General features: G+C 67.1%; 15 protein-coding genes, 2 tRNA genes and 1 pseudogene. 10 read left to right on the top strand and 8 right to left on the bottom strand.

All coding sequences use genetic code 11. The features are described from left to right. Positions 1–25: 25 nt before the first annotated feature. Both galE and LL236_RS15140 read right to left on the bottom strand, forming a co-directional pair. A complete protein-coding gene (gene galE, locus LL236_RS08960) occupies positions 26–1,003 on the bottom strand; it encodes a UDP-glucose 4-epimerase GalE (RefSeq protein WP_228178403.1) in 978 nt (325 codons plus the stop codon). Between the two features lie 157 nt (positions 1,004–1,160). Beyond that, a pseudogene (locus LL236_RS15140) lies at positions 1,161–1,223 on the bottom strand (hypothetical protein); the annotation flags it as partial. On the opposite strand from LL236_RS15140, the gene LL236_RS08970 reads away from it, so the two are divergent. Further along, positions 1,201–1,422: an FUSC family protein gene (locus LL236_RS08970; protein ID WP_267189684.1), complete on the top strand. Its 222-nt coding sequence runs from the start codon at positions 1,201–1,203 to the stop codon at positions 1,420–1,422. The pseudogene LL236_RS15140 and the gene LL236_RS08970 sit on opposite strands and share 23 nt — an antisense overlap. Here LL236_RS08970 and pgm read toward each other — a convergent pair. Further along, on the bottom strand, positions 1,419–3,059 hold the full coding sequence (pgm, locus tag LL236_RS08975) for a phosphoglucomutase (alpha-D-glucose-1,6-bisphosphate-dependent) (protein ID WP_228178405.1): 1,641 nt from the start codon (positions 3,057–3,059) through the stop codon (positions 1,419–1,421). The two genes, LL236_RS08970 and pgm, sit on opposite strands and share 4 nt — an antisense overlap. Before the next feature lie 119 nt (positions 3,060–3,178). Between pgm and pheA the strand changes: the two genes are divergently transcribed. Both pheA and LL236_RS08985 read left to right on the top strand, forming a co-directional pair. Further along, positions 3,179–4,135 carry a prephenate dehydratase gene (gene pheA / locus LL236_RS08980; RefSeq protein WP_228178406.1) on the top strand — a complete coding sequence of 319 codons (957 nt, stop codon included), beginning with the start codon at positions 3,179–3,181 and terminating at the stop codon, positions 4,133–4,135. Between the two features lie 8 nt (positions 4,136–4,143). Next, a complete protein-coding gene (locus LL236_RS08985) occupies positions 4,144–4,563 on the top strand; it encodes a hypothetical protein (RefSeq protein ID WP_228178407.1) in 420 nt (139 codons plus the stop codon). On the opposite strand, the gene LL236_RS08990 is transcribed toward LL236_RS08985, so the two are convergent. Then, the gene (locus LL236_RS08990) at positions 4,564–5,934 is read right to left on the bottom strand and encodes a cryptochrome/photolyase family protein (protein ID WP_228178408.1); all 1,371 of its coding nucleotides are present in this window, start codon (positions 5,932–5,934) and stop codon (positions 4,564–4,566) included. A 220-nt stretch (positions 5,935–6,154) separates the two neighbouring features. Between LL236_RS08990 and LL236_RS08995 the strand changes: the two genes are divergently transcribed. Then, the gene (locus tag LL236_RS08995) at positions 6,155–7,330 is read left to right on the top strand and encodes a serine hydrolase domain-containing protein (protein WP_228178464.1); all 1,176 of its coding nucleotides are present in this window, start codon (positions 6,155–6,157) and stop codon (positions 7,328–7,330) included. Positions 7,331–7,362: 32 nt separating this feature from the next. Here the strand turns inward: LL236_RS08995 and LL236_RS09000 are convergent, their stop codons facing one another. The 3 genes from LL236_RS09000 to LL236_RS09010 form a co-directional block, all read right to left on the bottom strand. Beyond that, the gene (locus LL236_RS09000; RefSeq protein ID WP_228178409.1) at positions 7,363–8,412 is read right to left on the bottom strand and encodes an LLM class flavin-dependent oxidoreductase; all 1,050 of its coding nucleotides are present in this window, start codon (positions 8,410–8,412) and stop codon (positions 7,363–7,365) included. A 56-nt stretch (positions 8,413–8,468) separates the two neighbouring features. Further along, positions 8,469–9,839, bottom strand: a complete 1,371-nt coding sequence (locus tag LL236_RS09005) for an HNH endonuclease (protein ID WP_228178410.1) — start codon at positions 9,837–9,839, stop codon at positions 8,469–8,471. Positions 9,840–9,985: 146 nt separating this feature from the next. Beyond that, positions 9,986–11,068 (bottom strand): diacylglycerol/lipid kinase family protein, encoded by a 1,083-nt coding sequence (locus LL236_RS09010; RefSeq protein ID WP_228178411.1) that lies wholly within the window; start codon positions 11,066–11,068, stop codon positions 9,986–9,988. Between the two features lie 62 nt (positions 11,069–11,130). Here LL236_RS09010 and serS point away from each other — a divergent pair, with 62 nt between their 5' ends. The 3 genes from serS to LL236_RS09025 all read left to right on the top strand — a co-directional run bounded on the left by serS (position 11,131) and on the right by LL236_RS09025 (position 13,467). After that, on the top strand, positions 11,131–12,396 hold the full coding sequence (gene serS, locus LL236_RS09015) for a serine--tRNA ligase (protein WP_228178412.1): 1,266 nt from the start codon (positions 11,131–11,133) through the stop codon (positions 12,394–12,396). After that, positions 12,393–13,301, top strand: coding sequence for an HAD family hydrolase (locus tag LL236_RS09020; protein WP_228178413.1), 909 nt, complete (start codon positions 12,393–12,395; stop codon positions 13,299–13,301). Before serS ends, LL236_RS09020 begins: the two co-directional genes overlap by 4 nt. A 78-nt stretch (positions 13,302–13,379) precedes the next feature. Further along, positions 13,380–13,467 (top strand) — tRNA-Ser (locus LL236_RS09025). A gap of 206 nt (positions 13,468–13,673) precedes the next feature. On the opposite strand, the gene LL236_RS15005 is transcribed toward LL236_RS09025, so the two are convergent. After that, entirely contained in the window at positions 13,674–15,773 is a 2,100-nt protein-coding gene (locus LL236_RS15005; RefSeq protein ID WP_228178414.1) for a DUF4012 domain-containing protein, read from the bottom strand. Between the two features lie 301 nt (positions 15,774–16,074). Between LL236_RS15005 and LL236_RS09035 the strand changes: the two genes are divergently transcribed. From LL236_RS09035 to LL236_RS09045, 3 genes are all read left to right on the top strand, one after another. Continuing rightward, positions 16,075–17,361 carry an LCP family protein gene (locus tag LL236_RS09035; protein ID WP_228178415.1) on the top strand — a complete coding sequence of 429 codons (1,287 nt, stop codon included), beginning with the start codon at positions 16,075–16,077 and terminating at the stop codon, positions 17,359–17,361. 76 nt (positions 17,362–17,437) lie between these two features. Then, positions 17,438–17,526, top strand: a tRNA-Ser gene (locus LL236_RS09040). 318 nt (positions 17,527–17,844) lie between these two features. Beyond that, on the top strand, positions 17,845–18,366 hold the full coding sequence (locus LL236_RS09045) for a DUF1877 family protein (RefSeq protein WP_228178416.1): 522 nt from the start codon (positions 17,845–17,847) through the stop codon (positions 18,364–18,366). Positions 18,367–18,427: the final 61 nt, after the last annotated feature.

An 18,427-nucleotide genomic window follows, 5' to 3' on the forward strand; every position in this document is an offset into this window, starting at 1 on the left:
GTTTCGCGACCGCGACCGCGACCGCTCAGAGCGCGTTCTGGCGCGCTTCCCACCCGGTGCGCACCATCTCGTCGATCGAGTAGCGCATCTGCCAGTCGAGGTCGCGGGCAGCGAGTTCTCCCGTCGCGACGATTCGGTCGGGGTCGCCAGGGCGACGCGGCCCGACCTCGGGAGTGAACGCGATCCCGGTGACCCGAGCCATGGCATCCATGATCTCGCGCACCGACAGCCCGTTCTGCGACCCGAGGTTGTAGGCGGCCTCGATCGGTTCGCCCGCGATCAGGCGTTGCGCGGCGGCGACGTGAGCGGCGGCGATGTCACCGACGTGCACGTAATCGCGCACGTTGGTGCCGTCGGGGGTGTCGTAGTCGTCGCCGTTGATGCGTGGTGTCTCGCCCGCAATCAGCTTCTCGAAAACGATCGGGAAGAGGTTGTGCGGGCTCGTGTCGTAGACGCTCGGGTCAGCCGACCCGACGACGTTGAAGTAGCGCAGCGACGTGTGACGAAGGGGCGCCTCGGTGTCCGCGGTGGCCCGGGCCTGGTCGGCGATGAGCCACTCCCCGATGAGCTTGGACTCGCCATAGGGGGAGGCTGGGCGCTTGGGAAGGTCCTCGACCACGAGCGGCACATCCGGGGTCCCGTACACCGCGGCGCTGGACGAGAACACGATCTTGGTCACTCCCGCCGCCGCCATCGCCTCGAGCACGATCCGGGTGCCCTCGACGTTCTGGTGGTACGTGTGCAGGGGCCGGGTGACCGAGACGCCGGCGTACTTGTAGCCGGCGACATGGATGACGCCCTCGACCTCATGCTCGCGCAGCGTTTCTTCGACGAGCTCGCGGTTGAGGATGGAGCCGCGCACGAACGGCACTCCCGCCGGCACGAAGCCGTCGTGTCCGCTGGACAGGTCATCGATGACGACCGGGGCGATCCCCGCGGCGGACAGCGCGCGGACGACGTGGGCACCGATGTATCCGGCACCGCCGGTGACAAGCCAGCTCATGGCTTCCATCCTGTCAGGTCGGGGATCACTCTTCGGTCGGGCCGAGGAGTGCGGAGGGGACGAAGCGTGCGGTCGCCGAGCTCGCGGCATCCAGAGTCAGCACGACGATCTCATTGGTCCCGGCGCGCGTCACCGGCGCTGGGACGTAGAGCGTGCGCTGGGGGCCTGCGCTCCAGAAGCGGCCCAGGAGGAACCCGTTGATCAGGGCGAAGTTCGGAATCGAGCTTGTCGTCGCTCGCAACTATGCGCTCGCGCTCGTGCTGATCACGCCCCTGGTCCTCGTCCTGACAGGCGCGGCAGCCGGAGAGTTCGGCTCGGTGGCGATCGCCGGCGAGCGTGTCGTCGACACGATCGTCGGGTCAGCGCTGGCGGTTGCCGTCAGCTTCGTTCCGCTTCGGGCGTACCGCAGGCCGGCCTAGGAACCGAGAGCCGCGGAAACGACGGCGCGCGCCTGCTCCTGCACCTCGCGCAGGTGCTCTTCGCCCTTGAGTGATTCGGCGTAGAGCTTGTAGACGTCTTCCGTGCCCGACGGCCGTGCAGCAAACCACGCGCTCTCGGTCTGCACCTTGAGGCCGCCGATCGCTGCGCCGTTGCCGGGCGCGTGCGAGAGCTTCGCGGTGATCGGTTCGCCGGCAAGCTCGGTAGCTGTCACCGACTCGGGCGAGAGCTTCGAGAGCGTCGCCTTCTGCGCGGGAGTGGCCGGCGCATCAACCCGCTGGTAGGCGGATGACCCGAACTGTTCCTCGAGCTCGGCATAGCGCTGCGAGGGTGTTTTGCCGGTGACGGCGAGGATTTCAGCGGCGAGCAGGCACAGCAGGATGCCGTCCTTGTCGGTTGTCCACACCGACCCGTCCTTGCGGAGGAAGGACGCGCCGGCCGACTCTTCACCGCCGAACGCGACAGATCCATCGAGCAGACCTGGCACGAACCATTTGAATCCAACCGGCACCTCGTAGAGGTCCCTGCCCAGGGCCGCGACGACGCGGTCGATGATCATCGACGAGACCAGGGTCTTGCCGACCGCGGCATCCGATTCCCATCCGTCGCGGTGCGAGAAGAGGTAGTCGATCGCGACGGCGAGGTAGTGGTTGGGGTTCATGAGTCCGGCATCCGGGGTGACGATGCCGTGGCGGTCGGCGTCGGCGTCGTTGCCGGTGAGGATGTCGAACTCGTGGCGGCGGGCGACCAGCGATGCCATCGCGGAGGGGGAGGAGGGATCCATGCGGATCTTCTCGTCCCAGTCCAGCGTCATGAATCGCCAGGTCGGGTCGACGTCGGGGTTCACGACGGTAAGGTCCAAGCCGTAGACCTCGGCGATGTAGGCCCAGTACTCGACTGACGCACCGCCGAGCGGGTCGGCGCCGATCCGGATGCCGGCGCGGGCGATCGCGTTGACGTCGATGATGTTCTCGAGGTCGCGCACGTAGGCGTCACGGAAGTCGTAGGAACCGATGCGCTCGCCGTCCATATCGGCGAAGCGCACCCGCTTCACACCCTCGAGACCTGCCGCGATGAGCTCGTTGGCCCGGTTCGCAATCCAGCCCGTCGCGTCGGTGTCGGCGGGACCACCGTGGGGCGGGTTGTACTTGAAGCCGCCGTCCCGGGGCGGGTTGTGCGATGGGGTGACGACGATGCCGTCGGCACGCGTCGGGTCGTCGCCGGCCTTGCCGCGGTTGAAGGTCAGGATCGCGTGGCTGAGCGCCGGGGTCGGTACCCAGGAGTCACGCGAGTCGACGCGCACGCCGACGCCGTTGGCCACCAGCACTTCGATGGCGCTGCGCTCGGCCGGTCGGGAGAGCCCGTGGGTGTCGCGGCCCAGGAACAGGGGACCGGCGATGCCATTAGCCGTGCGGTAGTCGACGATCGCCTGCGTCGTGGCGAGGATGTGCACCTCGTTGAAGCTCGTCGACAGCGATGAACCGCGGTGACCGCTCGTTCCGAACGCGACGCGCTGCTCCGGCACCGCCGGATCGGGGACCCGTTCGTAATACGCGGCGATCAGTTCGTCGATGTCGATGAGGTCGGATTCTTCGGCTGGCAGACCTGCGCGGCTCATGAACACAGTCTGTCACCCGAGCGAGCGCACGCAATCCCGCGTGGCCTCTCGATGCCGATGCCCCCTGCTCTGGGGGCTGAACTGCGTGGGGTCGAGCCGCAGGTCTAGGCTGGGTTGCCGTGAGCGACGAGCCCGAAGCTACCCGCCGGACCTATAGCTATCTCGGACCCGCGGGGACCTTTACCGAAGCGGCTCTGGCGCAGGTGCCGGAGGCCCGCGGGCAGATCTGGCGCCCCGTCCGCAATGTCGGCGAGGCGCTCGCCGATGTCGTCGAGGGTCGATCGGATGCCGCGATGATCGCGATCGAGAACTCGGTCGACGGTGGGGTTTCGACCGCGCAAGACGCCCTCGCGACGATGCCCGGACTGCGCATCGTCGGCGAGTACCTCGTTCCGGTCGAGTTCGTCCTCGTCGGGCGGCCCGGCACACGGCTTGAGGACGTGTCGCTGGTGGCTGCGCATCCCGTCGCCTACGCCCAGTGCCTGCGGTGGCTTACCGGCACTCTTCCCGCCCACGCCCATATCCCGGCGGCGTCAAACGTCGCGAGCGCTGTCGGGCTGATCGACGGTACCTCGGATGCCGATGCCGCGATCGCTGCCCCCGGCATCCTGGAGCACCTCGATGTCGAGCTGCTGGCCGAGGGTATCGGTGACAACGCCGAGGCTGTCACGCGGTTCGTGCTGGTCAGTCGGACCGTCGCGCCACCTGAGCCGACCGGTGCCGACAAGACATCGCTCATCGCCGAGCTGCCCGATGATCACCCCGGGGCCCTTCTGGAGATGCTCGAGCAGTTCGCAACGCGCGGGATCAACCTGAGTCTGCTTGCATCGCGGCCGATCGGCGATGCGCTGGGTCGCTACCGATTCGTCATCGACGCCGACGGGCACATCAAGGACGAACGTATGGCCGATGCGCTCTTGGGGCTGCGGCGTTTCAGTCCCAAGGTCATCTTCCTCGGTTCCTATCCCCGCGCCGACCACGCGGTCGTCCGCTACCCCGACCGGTACTCCGACGATGTGTTCGTCGAGGCTCGAGACTGGTTGCGCGGCCTGCTCTCGGGTGAACCCGACCGCTGAGGCCTGCGATGGACACTCTTGCTCTGGTTGCGGCGTGGGTCGCGGTCGTCCTGCTCATCGTGCTCGTCGGATTCCAGATCGCGCTCGCAGCCGGAGTGTCGTGGGGGAAGGCGGCGTACGGCGGCGCATCCGCAACGCTCACACCCACGCAGCGGGTCTCAAGCGGCGTCGCGGCAGTGATCTGGGCGCTGGTGGCGTGGTTCTTCCTGTCCCTCGCCGTTCCCGCGCTCCCGGGTATCGTGCCCCCGTCGTGGCACATCGTCGTGCTGTGGGTTCTCGTCGCGCTCTTCGCGATCGCCACGGCAATGAACGGGATCTCGCGCAGCCGCATAGAGCGCGCCATCTGGACGCCGGTGTCCGCCGTACTCCTCCTGTGCGCGCTGGTGAACGTCTGGCAGGCCATCGCGCTCTCAGGCACCGCCGGCTGATCAGCGGGAGTTCTTGACCGCCTCGTAGGCGGCGAGGGCCGCGTCACGTGTGGCTTTGAGGTCGACGATCGGCTCCGGTGCGTCGTCGGCGGTGTGCTCGGGAGCCCACCGCCCGACGTAGGCGCCGTCGGGGTCGAATTTCGCCGCTTGCAGCTCCGGGTTGAAGATACGGAAGTAGGGCGCCGCGTCGGCGCCGGAGCCGGCCACCCACTGCCAGCTGAACGGGTTGGATGCGGCATCCGCATCGACGAGGGTGTCCCAGAACCACTGCTCGCCCTTGCGCCAGTCGATCATGAGGTTCTTCGTGAGGAAGGATGCCGTCACCATCCGCACGCGGTTGTGCATCGTTCCCGTGTGCCAGAGTTCTCGCATCCCGGCATCCACGAGCGCGACCCCGGTACGTCCGCGCTGCCAGGCCTCCAGTCGAGCCGGGTTCAGGCGCGGCCAGGGGAACGCATCGAACTCGGAGCGCCAGTTCTTGGCCGCAAGCTCGGGGAAGTGGAAGAGGATGTGCCACGCGAACTCGCGCCACCCGACCTCGGCGAGGAACTTCTGCGCCGCGTTCGCGTGGGGGCCCTGTGCGTGGCGGGCGTTGGTTTGATGCCAGATCTCGTGAGGGCTGATCTCGCCCCATCGCAGGTGAGGGGACAGGCGGGAAGTCACGGCGCGGTCGGGCCGGTCACGCTCTGCCGCGTAGTCGGGCAGATCTTCGGCCAGGAACGCTTCAAGGCGGGCGTGGGCTGAGGCCTCGCCGGGTTCCCAGGTCTCTCGAAAGCCCCCGGACCAGTCGGGGTCTGTGGGGAGCAGCTGCCAGTCCCGAAGGTCGTCGCTGTCGATACCGGGCCGGGCGCCGCGCGCTTGCGTGGGGGCGGGGAGTGGCTCGCGGGGTTCGGGTAGAGCCAGGCACGCCTTCCAGAACGGCGTGAAGACGCCGTACGGTGTTCCCGACCCGGTGCGGACGGTCCACGGTTCGAACAGCAGGTTCGCGCCGAAAGACTGGACCTCGATGCCTCGGTCGCGTAGCTCTGTCTTGAGGTCGGCGTCGATGTCGCGCTCGGGGAGGGCGTAACGCCGGTTCCAGTAGATCGCGTCAGCGTCGGTCTCGACCACGAGCCGACGGATCACATCACCGGCAGCGCCGCGCCGCAGGATGAGAGTGATGCCCAGCTCGTTGAGGTCACGCGTCAGAGCGGTCAGGCTGTGGTGGAGCCACCAGCGGCTGGCGGCGCCGAGCGGACGGATGCCGGGGGTGTGCTCGTCGAGGACGAAGACCGCGACGATCGGCTCTCCCCGGTTCACAGCTTCGTGAAGGGCGGGGTTGTCGCCGATCCGCAGGTCGTCTCGGAACCAGACGATCGTGCGAGAGGTCACGTTGGGATGCTAACGCCCGCTGACACACCCGAGGGCGGAAGCCGCGGATCTGGCAGGGTAGGTTCTCATACAGTGGCCGCCGGACCCCGAGGGATCTGCCGCGGAAGGAGCCCCGATGAGCCCTGCCCGACCCCGTTCTCTTCACAGTGCCGCACCGCCATCTACTCGCCCCTCCGCGCGGGTCCGCACCTCGCTGACTGCCTCGGTGGTCGCCGTGACCATGTTGTTGTCGGGATGCGGCGGGGTCGCCGACGACCGGACGACTGTCATCGCGGGTGAGGATGCCGGCCTCCTCCGTGTCGCCGTCGAGAACGCGATCGAACAGATCGGCGCGGAGGCAGCGATCGTACGGGTTACGCGCGGGGACGACGTGCTTCTCACCCAGGCGTGGGGGGAGTCGATGGCAGGGGTCCCCGCCACGGTCGACATGCATTTCCGAAACGGCGCAGTGGCGATCCCGCAGGTCGCGACGGTGCTGCTGCAGCTCGTCGACGAGGGCGTCGTGAGCCTCGACGATCGGCTCTCGACGTGGCTGCCGAACGTGGCGTACGCCGACGAGGTGGGGCTCGGCCAGCTCGCGCAGATGACGTCGGGGTACGCCGACTACCTGTGGAGTGATCAGTTCCGCGCGGCGTTCTCGGCTGACCCGTTCCGGCAGTGGACACCCGAGGAGCTCGTCGCGATGGCGACTGTGCGACCGCTCGTGTACCCGCCGGGGACCAACTGGAACTACTCGCACACGAACTACGTCATCCTCGGGCTTGCGCTCGAAGAGATCACCGGCAGGCCGTTGGACGAGCTGATCAGCGAGCGCATCCTGGATCCGCTCGGGATGACCCAGACTGCCGACCCCGGGACGCCAGCGCTGTTGCAGCCCGCCCTTCACGCCTACAGCCAGGAGCGCCGCGTCGACCTGGGGATCGCTCAGGGGGTCTCGTTCACCGAGGAGTCGACGTCGTGGAATCCGTCTTGGACGTTGGCGCGGGGCGCGATCCAGAACACCGACATCACCGACATGGCGACCGTCATCCGCGCGGTCGGGCGGGGCGATCTGCTGACCGCGCAAAGCCATGAGTTGCAGGTCGCCCCGACCCTTCGCGGACGCACGACGCCGGTCGAGGGGTGTCCGACCTGTTTCGTGCAGGGCGAGGGATACACGTTCGGCTACGGCATCGTGCTCACCGGCGACTGGCTCATGCAGAACCCTCTGTTCCACGGCTATGCCGGGGTGGCTGCATACCTGCCGGACGAGGATCTGGCGATCGCGATCGCGGCAACCTACGGACCCGACGCGTTCGACGAGGACGGCGAACCTCGCGGGAACATCGCGATGACGATCTTCCGTGACGTCGCTGCGGCCCTCGCGCCCGATCACCAGGTTCCGTCCCGCTCCTGATTCCGGGGCGGGGCAGTGCCGGACGAGCGCCCTCAGGCAGCTGTCGCGAGATTCTCGAGAGTCCGCAGTCGTGCGGGTGCAGCATCCATCGGATCGCTGTCGCGGGCCGCGGCGACCGGCGAGATCATGATCTCGTCCACCTCCCACCGCGTCGCGAACTCCCGCAGTCGTTCGGTCACGGCGTCGGCAGTACCGACGAACCAGCGCTCCGCCGCCCAGGAGGCGAGGGGTGTCGCGAGGCCGTCGGATGCCTCGGCGCTGTGCGCCTGCTCGACGGTCTCGAGCGCCGTCAGGGGCCGGCCACCGCGAAGCCGCGCCATCATCCGCAGCTGCGGGAGGGCGAGAGCGTGGGCTTCGGCATCCGTGTCGCCGACGACGACGTTCGCGGTGAGGAAAGTCCTCGGGGTGTCGCCGTCGGCGGCCGGCCTGAATTGTGACCGGTAGAGGTCGAGTGCGCGTTCGAGTCCCTCGCCGGAGAAGTGGTTTGCGAAGACGTAGGGGAGCCCCATCGATGCGGCGAGCTGCGCCGAGTAATCGCTGGAGCCGAGCAGCCACACGGCGGGGGGCGTGGCCGCCGCGGGCGTGGCCCGCACCGCGTATTCCTGTCCGGAGGTGAAGCGCAGGCTCGCGCCCTCGGGGGAAGAGAGGGCGAGGATGTCGCGGATGTTGTCGGGGAAGCGATCGACATCGCTGGTGGTCCCGGACTGCCGCAGGAGTTGCGTGATGACGGGATCGCTGCCCGGTGCTCGACCGATGCCGAGGTCGATGCGTCCCGGGGCGATCGCTTCGAGCGCGGCGAACTGTTCGGCGACGACGAGCGGCGAATGGTTGGGGAGCATGACGCCTCCCGAGCCGAGGCGGATGCGGGAGGTCCGCGCAGCGGCCGCAGCCACGAGGACTGGCGGTGTCGTCGAGGCGACCGCCGGCATGTTGTGGTGCTCAGCGAACCAGTAGCGCCGGTACCCGAGTCGGTCGGCCGCGTCAGCGGTGGCGAGGGAAGCGGCGATCGCCTGGGCGCTGGTCTGGCCCGTGCGTACCGGGACGAGATCGAGGACGGAGAGGGCGAGCGGTGCGGCAGACATCGTTTCACACAACGCCGAGTGGCTCGATCCCATTCCGGCGCATCAGATCCGGCGTATCAGAAAGGTGCGGGGTCGTCCGGACCGTCTGGGGTGAAGTGAACGGAGACTGGCGGTGGATGGTCTATGTAGATCCGGCCGGTCGGGGAGGTGAACTGGAGGATTCCGCCGTCGAGTTGCTGCACCTGCCAGGCGGTGAATTGCTTCATCGAGTGATGTCGCTGACAGAAGTGACACAGGTTCGAATGCTCGGTCTTCCCGCCCTTGGCGTAGTCGTCGTTGTGGTCGACCTCGCAGTTGATCGCGGGGGTGCGGCACCCGATCGTTCGGCAGTGTTGATCCCGGGCCCGAAGCCAGCGGTCCAGCGAAGCGGGCCTGGCATACCCGTCTGCTGCCAACACGGTGCCGGTGACCGGGTGGGTGACCAGTCGTTCCCACCAGGTCGCGCCGGCTGCGAGCTCACGTGCCGTTCCGGGATCGATGGGTGAGTGTCCGATCAGGTCCGCGGGTCCAGCGGTTTCGATGGTGTCGGTACCGGCCAGGGCGAGCGCGGGAATGACGACCTGCACCTTCGCGCGGATTGCGCCGAGAGGGCCAGGTCCGTCTCCGGCGGCGGGGTCGACGACGGGTGAACCAGCGAGCAGCAGCTGCGCGAACAGGTCAGCTCGGATCTGATCCATCGTGCGGGTATCGCCGGTGAAGACGTTTCCCTGAACGTCTGTCCCTTTTTCGGGGGCGCCCGGGCTCGGGCGGGAATCGATGACTGCGTGCGCCATCTGGGTCAGTCGGTCGTCGATGCCGACAGCGATCACCGTCGGCACCGGCGCGCAGACCTCGCTCATCCCGTCGGATAGCGGCCGGATCCGCACCGCGCGCCCTTCGCGTGCTTCCTGATGGCGCTCCTGCGGGGTGCGAGGGTGCATGCGCTCGGCGAGGATCATGACCGAGGCGCGAACCCGGTTTGCCGAGTCGGTCAGGCATCGCTCGGTGGCGAGCCGGTCGAACTCGGCGCGGACTTCGGGAGGCAAAGGGGCGCCGGCCTCCACGACGAGGGTGACGTGCTGACGGGTGATCGCGCCGGTCTCGCGCGCCTCCAGCAACGCGGGGTAGTCCTCGACAAGCTGGACAGCGTCATTGATCTGGCGCTGCATCGACCTGTCACTCACCCGCGAAGCAGCGCCGAGCTCGAGCGCTATCGACCGCAGCGCCATGTCGTGCGCACGAACCTTGGCCGTCTGGCCCGCGGCTTGCTTCCGCGCTAGCTGGCCCGCGCGAGCGAGGACCCGCACGCGCGCTACTTCTTCGCGCGCGGCCCGAACCTCGGCGTCTTCGAAATCGGCGAGGATCTGGCACAGGGCGCCGAGGTCGGCATCCGTGTACCCGATCACCGGTCCGATCGACCGGTCACCCTTCCCAACATTCGAAGACATGTTCTAATCATGACAGGGGCCTCCGACATTGAACCGGTTGCCCAGCTGCCCCCGGAACATCCACGCGAAACTTCAGGCTGGGGAGGAGGGCAGCGGGCACTCACTTCGAGTGAGCACGTCCGGGTGTGATCGCGACGCTCTGCGCCCTACGCGCCGGTGATGTCGTGGCCGGAGGGGATCGCGATGACGAGGCCCTTCTGCTCGACGCGGCATTCGATCCGCACAGCCTCGCCGAATTCGTCTCCGTCGAGCTGCACGGGTTGCGCTGCCTCGGGCATGATCTCCACGGTCGTGCCGCGGGAATAGACGATCGCGTTGTCCGCGGTCCGCAGCTTCAGGAATGCCTTACTGCGGTGTAGCCGCCGGCGCAGGAACCCGTTGATCCACGCAACCCGACGCCACACGAAGAACCAGCCGAAGAACCCCTTGGGTTGGATGACCGCGACATCCAGCTGCCCATCGGCGACCGACGCCTCGGGAATGAGCGTCAAGCCGGCCGGCAGCGACCCACAGTTGGCAAAAAGCACGCTCTGCACGCGGGAGGTCCGCATCCGCTGGCCTGACACCTCGTACAGGATGCGGAACGGCTTGGCGGTCCAGAGAGAGCGGGCTGCTCCGTCGACGTAAGCGATCCAGCCGAGGCGCTTCTTGAGGTCGCTGTTCGTGTTGGCGATCATCGCGGCATCCATGCCCATGCCGCCCATAACGACGAAAGCGTGCTCGTGACGCGAGCCGTCGGCACGCCGCAGCTCGGCCATGCCCACGTCGATGGTCTCGTGATCGCCCGAGAACGTCGCGGTCACCATCGCGTCGGGCGGTGACAGCGGCAGTTGGAGGTTGCGGGCAAGGAGGTTCCCGGTTCCCGAGGGAACGATCGTCAGGGGCACGCCGGTCCCTGTGAGCGCTTCGGCTACCGCGCGGACGGTACCGTCACCACCGGCGACGAGCACGGCATCCGCACCGGCGTCGAGCGCCTCCTGCGTCGCAAGCTGACCCAGGTCATCGACTGTCGTCTCGAAAAACAGCGGGGGTCCCCAGCCCGCGGCCGACGATTCGCGCTCGACCGAGGCGCGGATGGCATTCTGATCGACCTTGATCGGGTTGTAGACGAGGGCTGCGCGCTTGGCATCCCCCGGCTGAGCCTCGTGGCCGGTGACATCGACCGGCGAATCAGTGCCGGGGTCATTGGTCGACGCGGCTTCCTCGTCGGATGCGGAAGCGTGCGTCATGCACACACGATAACCCTCCCAGGCCGAGGAGCCGGTTCCGGGCGCTGTGACAGACTTATCGGGTGATCGATCCCGTGCTTCTTCGTGAGAACCCCGAGCTGGTCAAGCGCTCGCAGGAAGCTCGCGGGCACTCGTCCGAGACGGTGGATGCCGCCCTCGACGCAGACCGCGAGCGCCGCGCCGCAATCACGGCCTTCGAGGAGCTCCGTGCCGCGCAGAACGCCCACGGCAAGCGGGTCGCGCAGGCACCGAAGGATGAGAAGGCTGCACTCGTCGCCGAGGCCAAGGAGCTCAGCGCGCAGGTCAAGCAGGCCCAGCAGCGCGTGACGCTCGCCGAAGAAGCAGCAGAAGCCGCACTCTCACGCATCGAGAACATCGTCATCGACGGGGTTCCGGCTGGCGGCGAGGCCGACTTCGTGACGCTCCGCACACACGGCGAGCCCCGCACCTTCGATTTCGCACCGCGCGACCACCTCGAGATCGGTGAGATCCTCGGCGCCATCGACATGGAGCGCGGCACGAAGGTGTCGGGCAGCCGCTTCTACTTCCTCACCGGCATCGGTGCGCGCCTCGAACTGGCGATCATGCACCTCGCGCTCGACCGCGCCCTCCAGGCCGGGTTCACCCCCATCATCCCGCCGACCCTCGTTCGGCCCGAGGTCATGCGCGGCACCGGATTCCTCGGCGCGCACGCCGACGAGATATACCACCTCGAGGAGGACGACCTCTTCCTCGTCGGCACCAGCGAGGTGCCGCTCGCCGGCTACCACATGGACGAGATCATCGATTTCGCCAAGGGGCCCAAGCGCTACGCCGGCTGGTCGACGTGCTACCGGCGCGAGGCGGGTTCGTATGGCAAAGACACTCGCGGCATCATCCGAGTGCACCAGTTCAACAAGCTCGAGATGTTCGTCTACACGAGCCTCGAGGATGCCGAGACCGAGCACCTGCGCCTCGTCGAGATGCAGGAGCGGATGCTGCAAGACCTCGGCCTCGCATACCGCGTCATCGACGTCGCCGCCGGCGACCTCGGGTCGAGCGCAGCTCGCAAGTACGACGTCGAGGCGTGGGTCCCGACCCAGGATGCCTATCGCGAGCTCACCAGCACGAGTAACTGCACGACCTTCCAGGCGCGTCGGCTCGACATCCGTCACCGCCCCGACGGAGGGAAGACGCAGCACGTGGCAACGCTCAACGGGACGCTCGCGACCACGCGCTGGATCGTCGCGCTGCTCGAGACGCACCAGCGTGAGGATGGATCCGTGACGGTGCCTGAGGTACTGCGCCCGTACCTGGGTGGGACGGAGATCCTGGAGCCGGTCGCGTGACGGATGCCGTGGTGCCGCACACCGGTGAGGTCGAGGCGGTTCCCGAGGAGGATGCCGCCGAGATCGTCGAGGAACTCGCCGAAGAGACCGAACACCACCCCGGGAGCACGCCGCGGCTGCTCATCGCGCTAGATATCGATGGCACCGTGCTGCTCGAGGATGAGACCCTGAGTCCCGGCGTCGTCGAGGCTGTCGAGCATGCTCGCCGCGCGGGGCACGAGGTCATGCTCGCGACCGGTCGCTCGTGGGCGAGCACGCGTGGAGTCGTGCGCGTCCTCGAGATCGAACCCGACTACGTCGTGTGCTCGAACGGCACCGTCATCCTCAAGAAGATCGAGGGGGATGAGGTCCGCTACGAGCAGGTGCACACCGAGACTTTCGACGCGACAGAGGTCGTCACGCTGCTGCGTGAGCACCTGCCCGACGCGAAGTACATGGTCGAGCTCGAGGACGGCAGCCGCCTCTATACCGAGGAGCTCGATGACTGGAACCTGCTCGGTGCTCGCCGCGTCGCGTTCGATGAGCTCACCCGTGAGCCGGTGTGCCGCGTCGTTGTCGTCTCGCCCGATCACGCTGAGGGGGACTTCGTCGACCTCGTTGCGCAGGTCGGCCTGAACGAGGTCTCGTACGCGATCGGGTGGACCGCCTGGCTCGACATCGCCCCGCCCGGCATCGACAAGTCGACGGCGCTGGAGATGGTGCGCGAGTGGCTCGGCTTCGACCCGCATGAGGTGCTCGTCATCGGTGACGGCCGCAACGACCTGGGCATGTTCGCCTGGGCCCTGGAGAACGGCGGTCGCGCGATCGCGATGGCGCAGGGTCCGCAGGAAGTGCTCGACGCGGCCGGAGAGATCACGTCATCCGTTCACGAGGGCGGAGTCGCGGCGATTCTTCGCGCGCTCTGAACCTTCGCGGCGAGAACGTCGTCGGGGTGGTCGGATAGAGTGGACGCCGTTCGGTGGATGCCGCGTGCGGCGTCATCGGGAGGGTTGTCCGAGCGGCCGATGGACCTGGTCTTGAAAACCAGTGGGCAGCAATGTCCCGTGGGTTCGAATCCCACACCCTCCGCCATCGGAAGAGGCGTCGCCCGGAGGGCGGCGCCTCTTCCGATTCTCGGGCGCGGCGGGTTCGAGCCCTTGGGTGGGCCGCCGGCCGAGAAGTGGGCGCGTTCTGCCGCATCCTGCACCAATAGCGACCATGTGCGCCAATCTTCAGCATGGTTGCCGACGATATGCGCCCACCTTCGCCAGGGCGTGAGCGCGTGAGGCGCGGCGGGGTCAGCCGATCTTCGTCAGGGAGATATTCGTCGAGCCTTCGGGGCTGGCGAACAGGCTCGCGCAGTTCGCATCCACTGTGACCTGGGTGTCGTTCGCGCCCGGAGTGTGACGCAACTGCAGCGGACCGAGGGGTCCGTCGGGGAGCTGGACCTCGTACGACACCGTGCGCGACTTGCCCATCGGTAGGAGCAGGGTGCGACTCAGCCCCTCGTTTCCGTGGTCGACTCCCGAGCGATCGTGGAACGTGCCATCCTGCCGGTCGCCCCGCTTCGGGTCGGTCCAGAGGATCTCGCCGCCGGGCGGGGCGAAGAAAAGCACGTCGAGCATCATGGTGCGTCGGTCGAGACCGCGACCGATGTTGCGCAGGCCCAGCGTGTAGTTGCTTGAGATGTCCGGCGGAACGCTGCTGTGCAGGTTCATGGTGACTGTGATCGTGCGCTCGTCGACGTTGCACGTTGCGTGCTGGTCGTATGACAGGTGGTAGTTGAGCTTGCCGATCGAGTAGTCGTTGAAGTAGATGCCGAGCTGCGTGGCATCCGTGTTGTCTTCGCGGAGTGTCGCATCGAGGCCGTACTCCGTCGCGAACGCTTCGAGGCCGGGGTCGTCGAACCACATCTGAATGCGACCCTCGCTGGCGCTACGAACGAGCTGATCCCACATCGCGCCGAACTCCCAGTTGCCGCTGGTGAGGGCGCTGAACATCTTCGAGGTCACCTCGTTGAAGAACGCGTCCATCGCGGCGTTGTTGTCGCCGTATCGCTCGTACGGCTCGCTCATCAGGAGCGCACCCGTGTTCTCAGGGGTGACTTGCTCTCCCGAATCGAGGGTGAGGGGACCGGTCGCCTCCAGAAGGTGGGCAAGCACGATCGGGTCGATGGAGATCGCACCATCGAACGTCGGCAGGTCCTCCCACTCGCGGGTCGCCTGGAAGAGGTCAACGGCGCGCGGGAAATCCGGGGTCATCGTGAAGTTAGACGACCAGTTGTCGAGCTCCGGAGGGTAGAGCGATCGAACCGTCCGAGGGAAGGTGATGAGGGAGCCGTTCTCAGTGTCGAAACCCAGCGACGGAAGCCGCGAGTACATCAGATCGACGCCGTTGTCTTGGCCGACGAGTTCGGCCTGCCCGTTGTCCACTTTGAAAATCAGCCAGTGTGCGACCCCGCCGCCGGTCGCACGGATCTCGGCGGGGGTTTGGATCATGACTTGGTACAGCATCGGCCCATTGGCGCCGGCCGCCTGCAGCAGCGCAGGAAGGTTCTCTTGCGCGACCTTGAGGATCGGCACTGCCTGGTCGAGAAGCCCGACCATCTCGTCCATCGGCTCGTAGACGGCGGGTAGGACATCCGTGCGATCCATGCTCGCAGCGATCGCTGCGGCATCCTCGAACGACGAAATGATGGTCGGCAGCACCGTCTCGGCCTCGAGGAACGGTTGCAGGTTGATGCCGAGGCTTCCCTCGGCGCGCTGCTCATCGACGTTCGCGGCAGCGACCATGTTCACGACGGGTGGGATCGACTGGCTCGCGATCGTGTTGACCGCTTCGGCAACCGTGCGCACCGCAAGGACGTTGTTCCCGATGCGGGGGAGCGTGGATGCCAGATCCCAGAGTGGACCGTTCGCGGTCTCGGACGCGCGCTGGGTGCGAGCGACGATCTCATCGCCAGCATGCTGGAGGGTGTCGGTGTTGCCCGACACGGCGGCCTCTGCCAGTCCACCCAGCTGCGACTTGACGGTTTCGAGGTCATCGCGCACCTCGAGCACCTGGAGTGCGAAGACGCCGCCGACGATGACGGAGCCGACCAGGACCAGGCCGAGGGGGCTCAGGGCGATCCAGAACGTCCGCCATCCGCGGCGCCGGCGCGACGCCCCGGATTCGGGCGCGGCGTGACGGGCAAGCGGCCTCGCCGGAGTTCTCCGCGTCCGTGCGTCTCGCCGGGTCATCGGGGCCGAGGGGGCGACGGATGACGCACTCGACCGGGTTCGCGGTAGGACGCCCTGCGGGTCTGACGAACGGCGCGCACGCAGGGCAGGCGCGTTGCTTGAGGAGGGCTCGCCTTCCGGGACGGAATCGGCCTGCCGGTCGCCGTCAACGGTGGTCACGGCGCTGATGTTACCGGTGCAGCCTTGCGTAAAAGCCGAGCGCAGCCCGTGAAAGCCGGAAAGGATGCTGTGCATCGCATATGTGTCTCAGAATCGCCGCTGAGCATGCCCACAGTGCATGCTCAGCGGGCATGGCATAACCTACCTTTCTTAAGGCATCCGTTCTTCGGCTTCGCTAACACCCGACGTCCTCCAGGACAACAACCCGTGACCGGACGGCGTCGCGCAGAGCCGAGGCGCAGCCTTGCGCGGCCCACCCCGCCGACTGGGTGCGTTGCGATCGTCGTCGGAAGGGAACTCTGTGAGCAAGACAGCACCGCAGCGCGGCCGCCACACGGTGGCCCGTCATGGGGCGCTGAAGTCGCCGCATCCGTTCTCGGTCTTCATGAAGGCACTCGGCATTGTCGTTGCCGTCGTCCTCGTTTCGGGTACAGGGGTTGCCGCCTACACGGTCTACGACCTGGCCGCCAGCTACGCCACCGAGAACACGGTCGAGCTCGAAGAGCAGGTCGTCGTTCCGCCCGACATTGGCGCGATCGAGGGCGGCGTGAACCTCTTCGTTGCAGGCACTGACGCCTGTGAGCCGGAGTTCGCGGCGATCTTCGGCGACCGCTGCTCGGGTTCCGATTCCGAGGGCGAGCTCAACGACGTCAACATGCTCGTGCACATATCGGATGCTCCGCGCCGGGTCACCGTGATCTCTTTCCCTCGCGATCTCATGATCCCGATTCCCTCGTGCGATCGGGGCGACGGATCGACGTCCTCGGCAATGAGCAAGCAGCCCCTGAACTCGGCGTTCTACGCGGGCGGTGGCGCGGACGGCGGCGGCCTCTCGTGCGTCGTCAAGACCATTTCGCAATTGAGTGGTCAGAGCATCCCGTTCGCTGCGAAGGTCACCTGGGGTGGCGTGATCAACATCACCGACGCGATCGGTGGGGTCGACGTTTGCGTCCAAGGTGGCATCAGCGACCCGCTCGCCGGCCTCTACCTGCCCGACGGAATCTCGACAGTCTCGGGAACCCAGGCACTCGCTTTCCTCCGGACCCGCAAAGGCGTCGGTGACGGATCGGATCTCGGCCGGATCAGCAACCAGCAGCAGTACATGTCGAGCCTTGCCAAGAAGCTCGTCAGCGAGAACGTGCTCTCGGACCCGGCGACGCTTTACCGCCTCGCGACCGTGGCGATCGACAACATTACGAAGAGCTCGAGCCTCACCAACCCCCTGACGCTCGTGCAGATCGCGCTCGCGATCAAGGACGTTCCGTTCTCGGACATCGTCTTCGTTCAGTACCCCGTGAACGGCGACCCGGACGACCCGAACAAGGTCGTGCCGAACTACGCCGCGGCAGACCAGCTGTGGGCAGCACTCGAGGCCAACGCGCCGCTCGAGCTCACCGGCAAGGCTGGAGCGAACGGGAGCGTTGTCGATGTCACGCCGACCGAGGAGCCCGCGCCTGAGCCCACCGCGGATCCGAACGCCACGGCCGCGCCCACGGAAGCGCCGGCTCAAGACGCCGCGGTTCTTCCGAACTCGATCAGCGGCTCGACGGCTGCGCAGACCACCTGCTCGGTCGGAAACCTCGGCTGACGGCATCCATTCGTCGCGGCGGACCGCAGCGGTTAGTATTGACGAGGTCATCCGCCCGATTCGGGCACGGATGCCTGGAGACGTCGCATAGTCAGGCCTAGTGCACCACCCTGCTAAGGTGGAGTCCCCTCACGGGGACCGAGGGTTCAAATCCCTCCGTCTCCGCAGACAAATCCCAGATCAACGGCTTTTTATTTCGCATCTGCCACAAAATCCGCCATTTCTGCCACGTTTGCGAAGCGTTCCGTTCTGGGCGATCTGAGCTCGATCATGAGTTCCCGCTCATCAACCTGCTCGGTTGCGGCTGGACCGGGCGAAGGTTCAGTGCCGCTGCCCGCGAGACCGCGAGCGCATATCCCTCGGTCTCCAGGGGCGGGGCCATGCGAAGGCCGCCGTTCCTCCACAGCGGCGGATTCGGGCGCGTTCTCCCCACGGCGTCGGTTGCGGTGATCGTGGCTGCGCCTGCGTCGGGATGCTGGCCGCATGGGAATCCGCTACTACGCCTATGCCTTCGATGCCGACCTTGCTCAGCAGGCGGTCGATGACCCGCACAGCATCCTCTCCAGCGACCCGCTCGCTGACGCGTGGGGCCTGGAGCCGCACGCGAGCGTGAGTGTCGCGACGTTCGAGCAGGTCTCACCGAAGCGCGACATGCTCTATCTCGACAAGGCATGGTCCGCTTTGCAGTCCCTCACGCGCTCGGGGCCCGGAAGTTCCGCCGCCGGCTCGTGCTACCGGATGTTCGAGGGGAACGTGACGATGCACGACATGGGCTGGGACCCGTGGGTGAGGACGATCCTCCCCGAGGAGGTGCCAGCGATTCGGGACGACCTCTGTGCGATCGACGAGGACCAGGCGCGAACGTGGGCGCGCACTTGGCGAAGCCGGCACGGAGTCGACGATGACGACGAGCTCCGCTACGTCCTCGACTACCTCACGCGGGCACAGGAATTCGTCGAGGCGCTCGCGACAGACGGTCGCGGGATGGTCTACCTCATCGGGTGACTCAGTCCGAGCTATCCGCTGCCGCCGCGTCAACGGATGTCGGTGCGTTCCTTCAGAATGG

This window comes from Microbacterium schleiferi (assembly GCF_020781975.1).
In the GTDB taxonomy this organism is placed as follows: Bacteria; Actinomycetota; Actinomycetes; order Actinomycetales; family Microbacteriaceae; genus Microbacterium.

What these genes read in the sequence shown, in the direction of transcription:
- galE (WP_228178403.1), bottom strand. Translation starts at nt 1,003, where the DNA reads ATGAGCTGGCTTGTCACCGGCGGTGCCGGATACATCGGTGCCCACGTC.
- pgm (WP_228178405.1), bottom strand. Translation starts at nt 3,059, where the DNA reads ATGAGCCGCGCAGGTCTGCCAGCCGAAGAATCCGACCTCATCGACATC.
- LL236_RS08985 (WP_228178407.1), top strand. Translation starts at nt 4,144, where the DNA reads ATGGACACTCTTGCTCTGGTTGCGGCGTGGGTCGCGGTCGTCCTGCTC.
- LL236_RS08995 (WP_228178464.1), top strand. Translation starts at nt 6,155, where the DNA reads ATGTTGTTGTCGGGATGCGGCGGGGTCGCCGACGACCGGACGACTGTC.
- LL236_RS09000 (WP_228178409.1), bottom strand. Translation starts at nt 8,412, where the DNA reads ATGTCTGCCGCACCGCTCGCCCTCTCCGTCCTCGATCTCGTCCCGGTA.
- LL236_RS09005 (WP_228178410.1), bottom strand. Translation starts at nt 9,839, where the DNA reads ATGTCTTCGAATGTTGGGAAGGGTGACCGGTCGATCGGACCGGTGATC.
- LL236_RS09010 (WP_228178411.1), bottom strand. Translation starts at nt 11,068, where the DNA reads ATGACGCACGCTTCCGCATCCGACGAGGAAGCCGCGTCGACCAATGAC.
- LL236_RS09045 (WP_228178416.1), top strand. Translation starts at nt 17,845, where the DNA reads ATGGGAATCCGCTACTACGCCTATGCCTTCGATGCCGACCTTGCTCAG.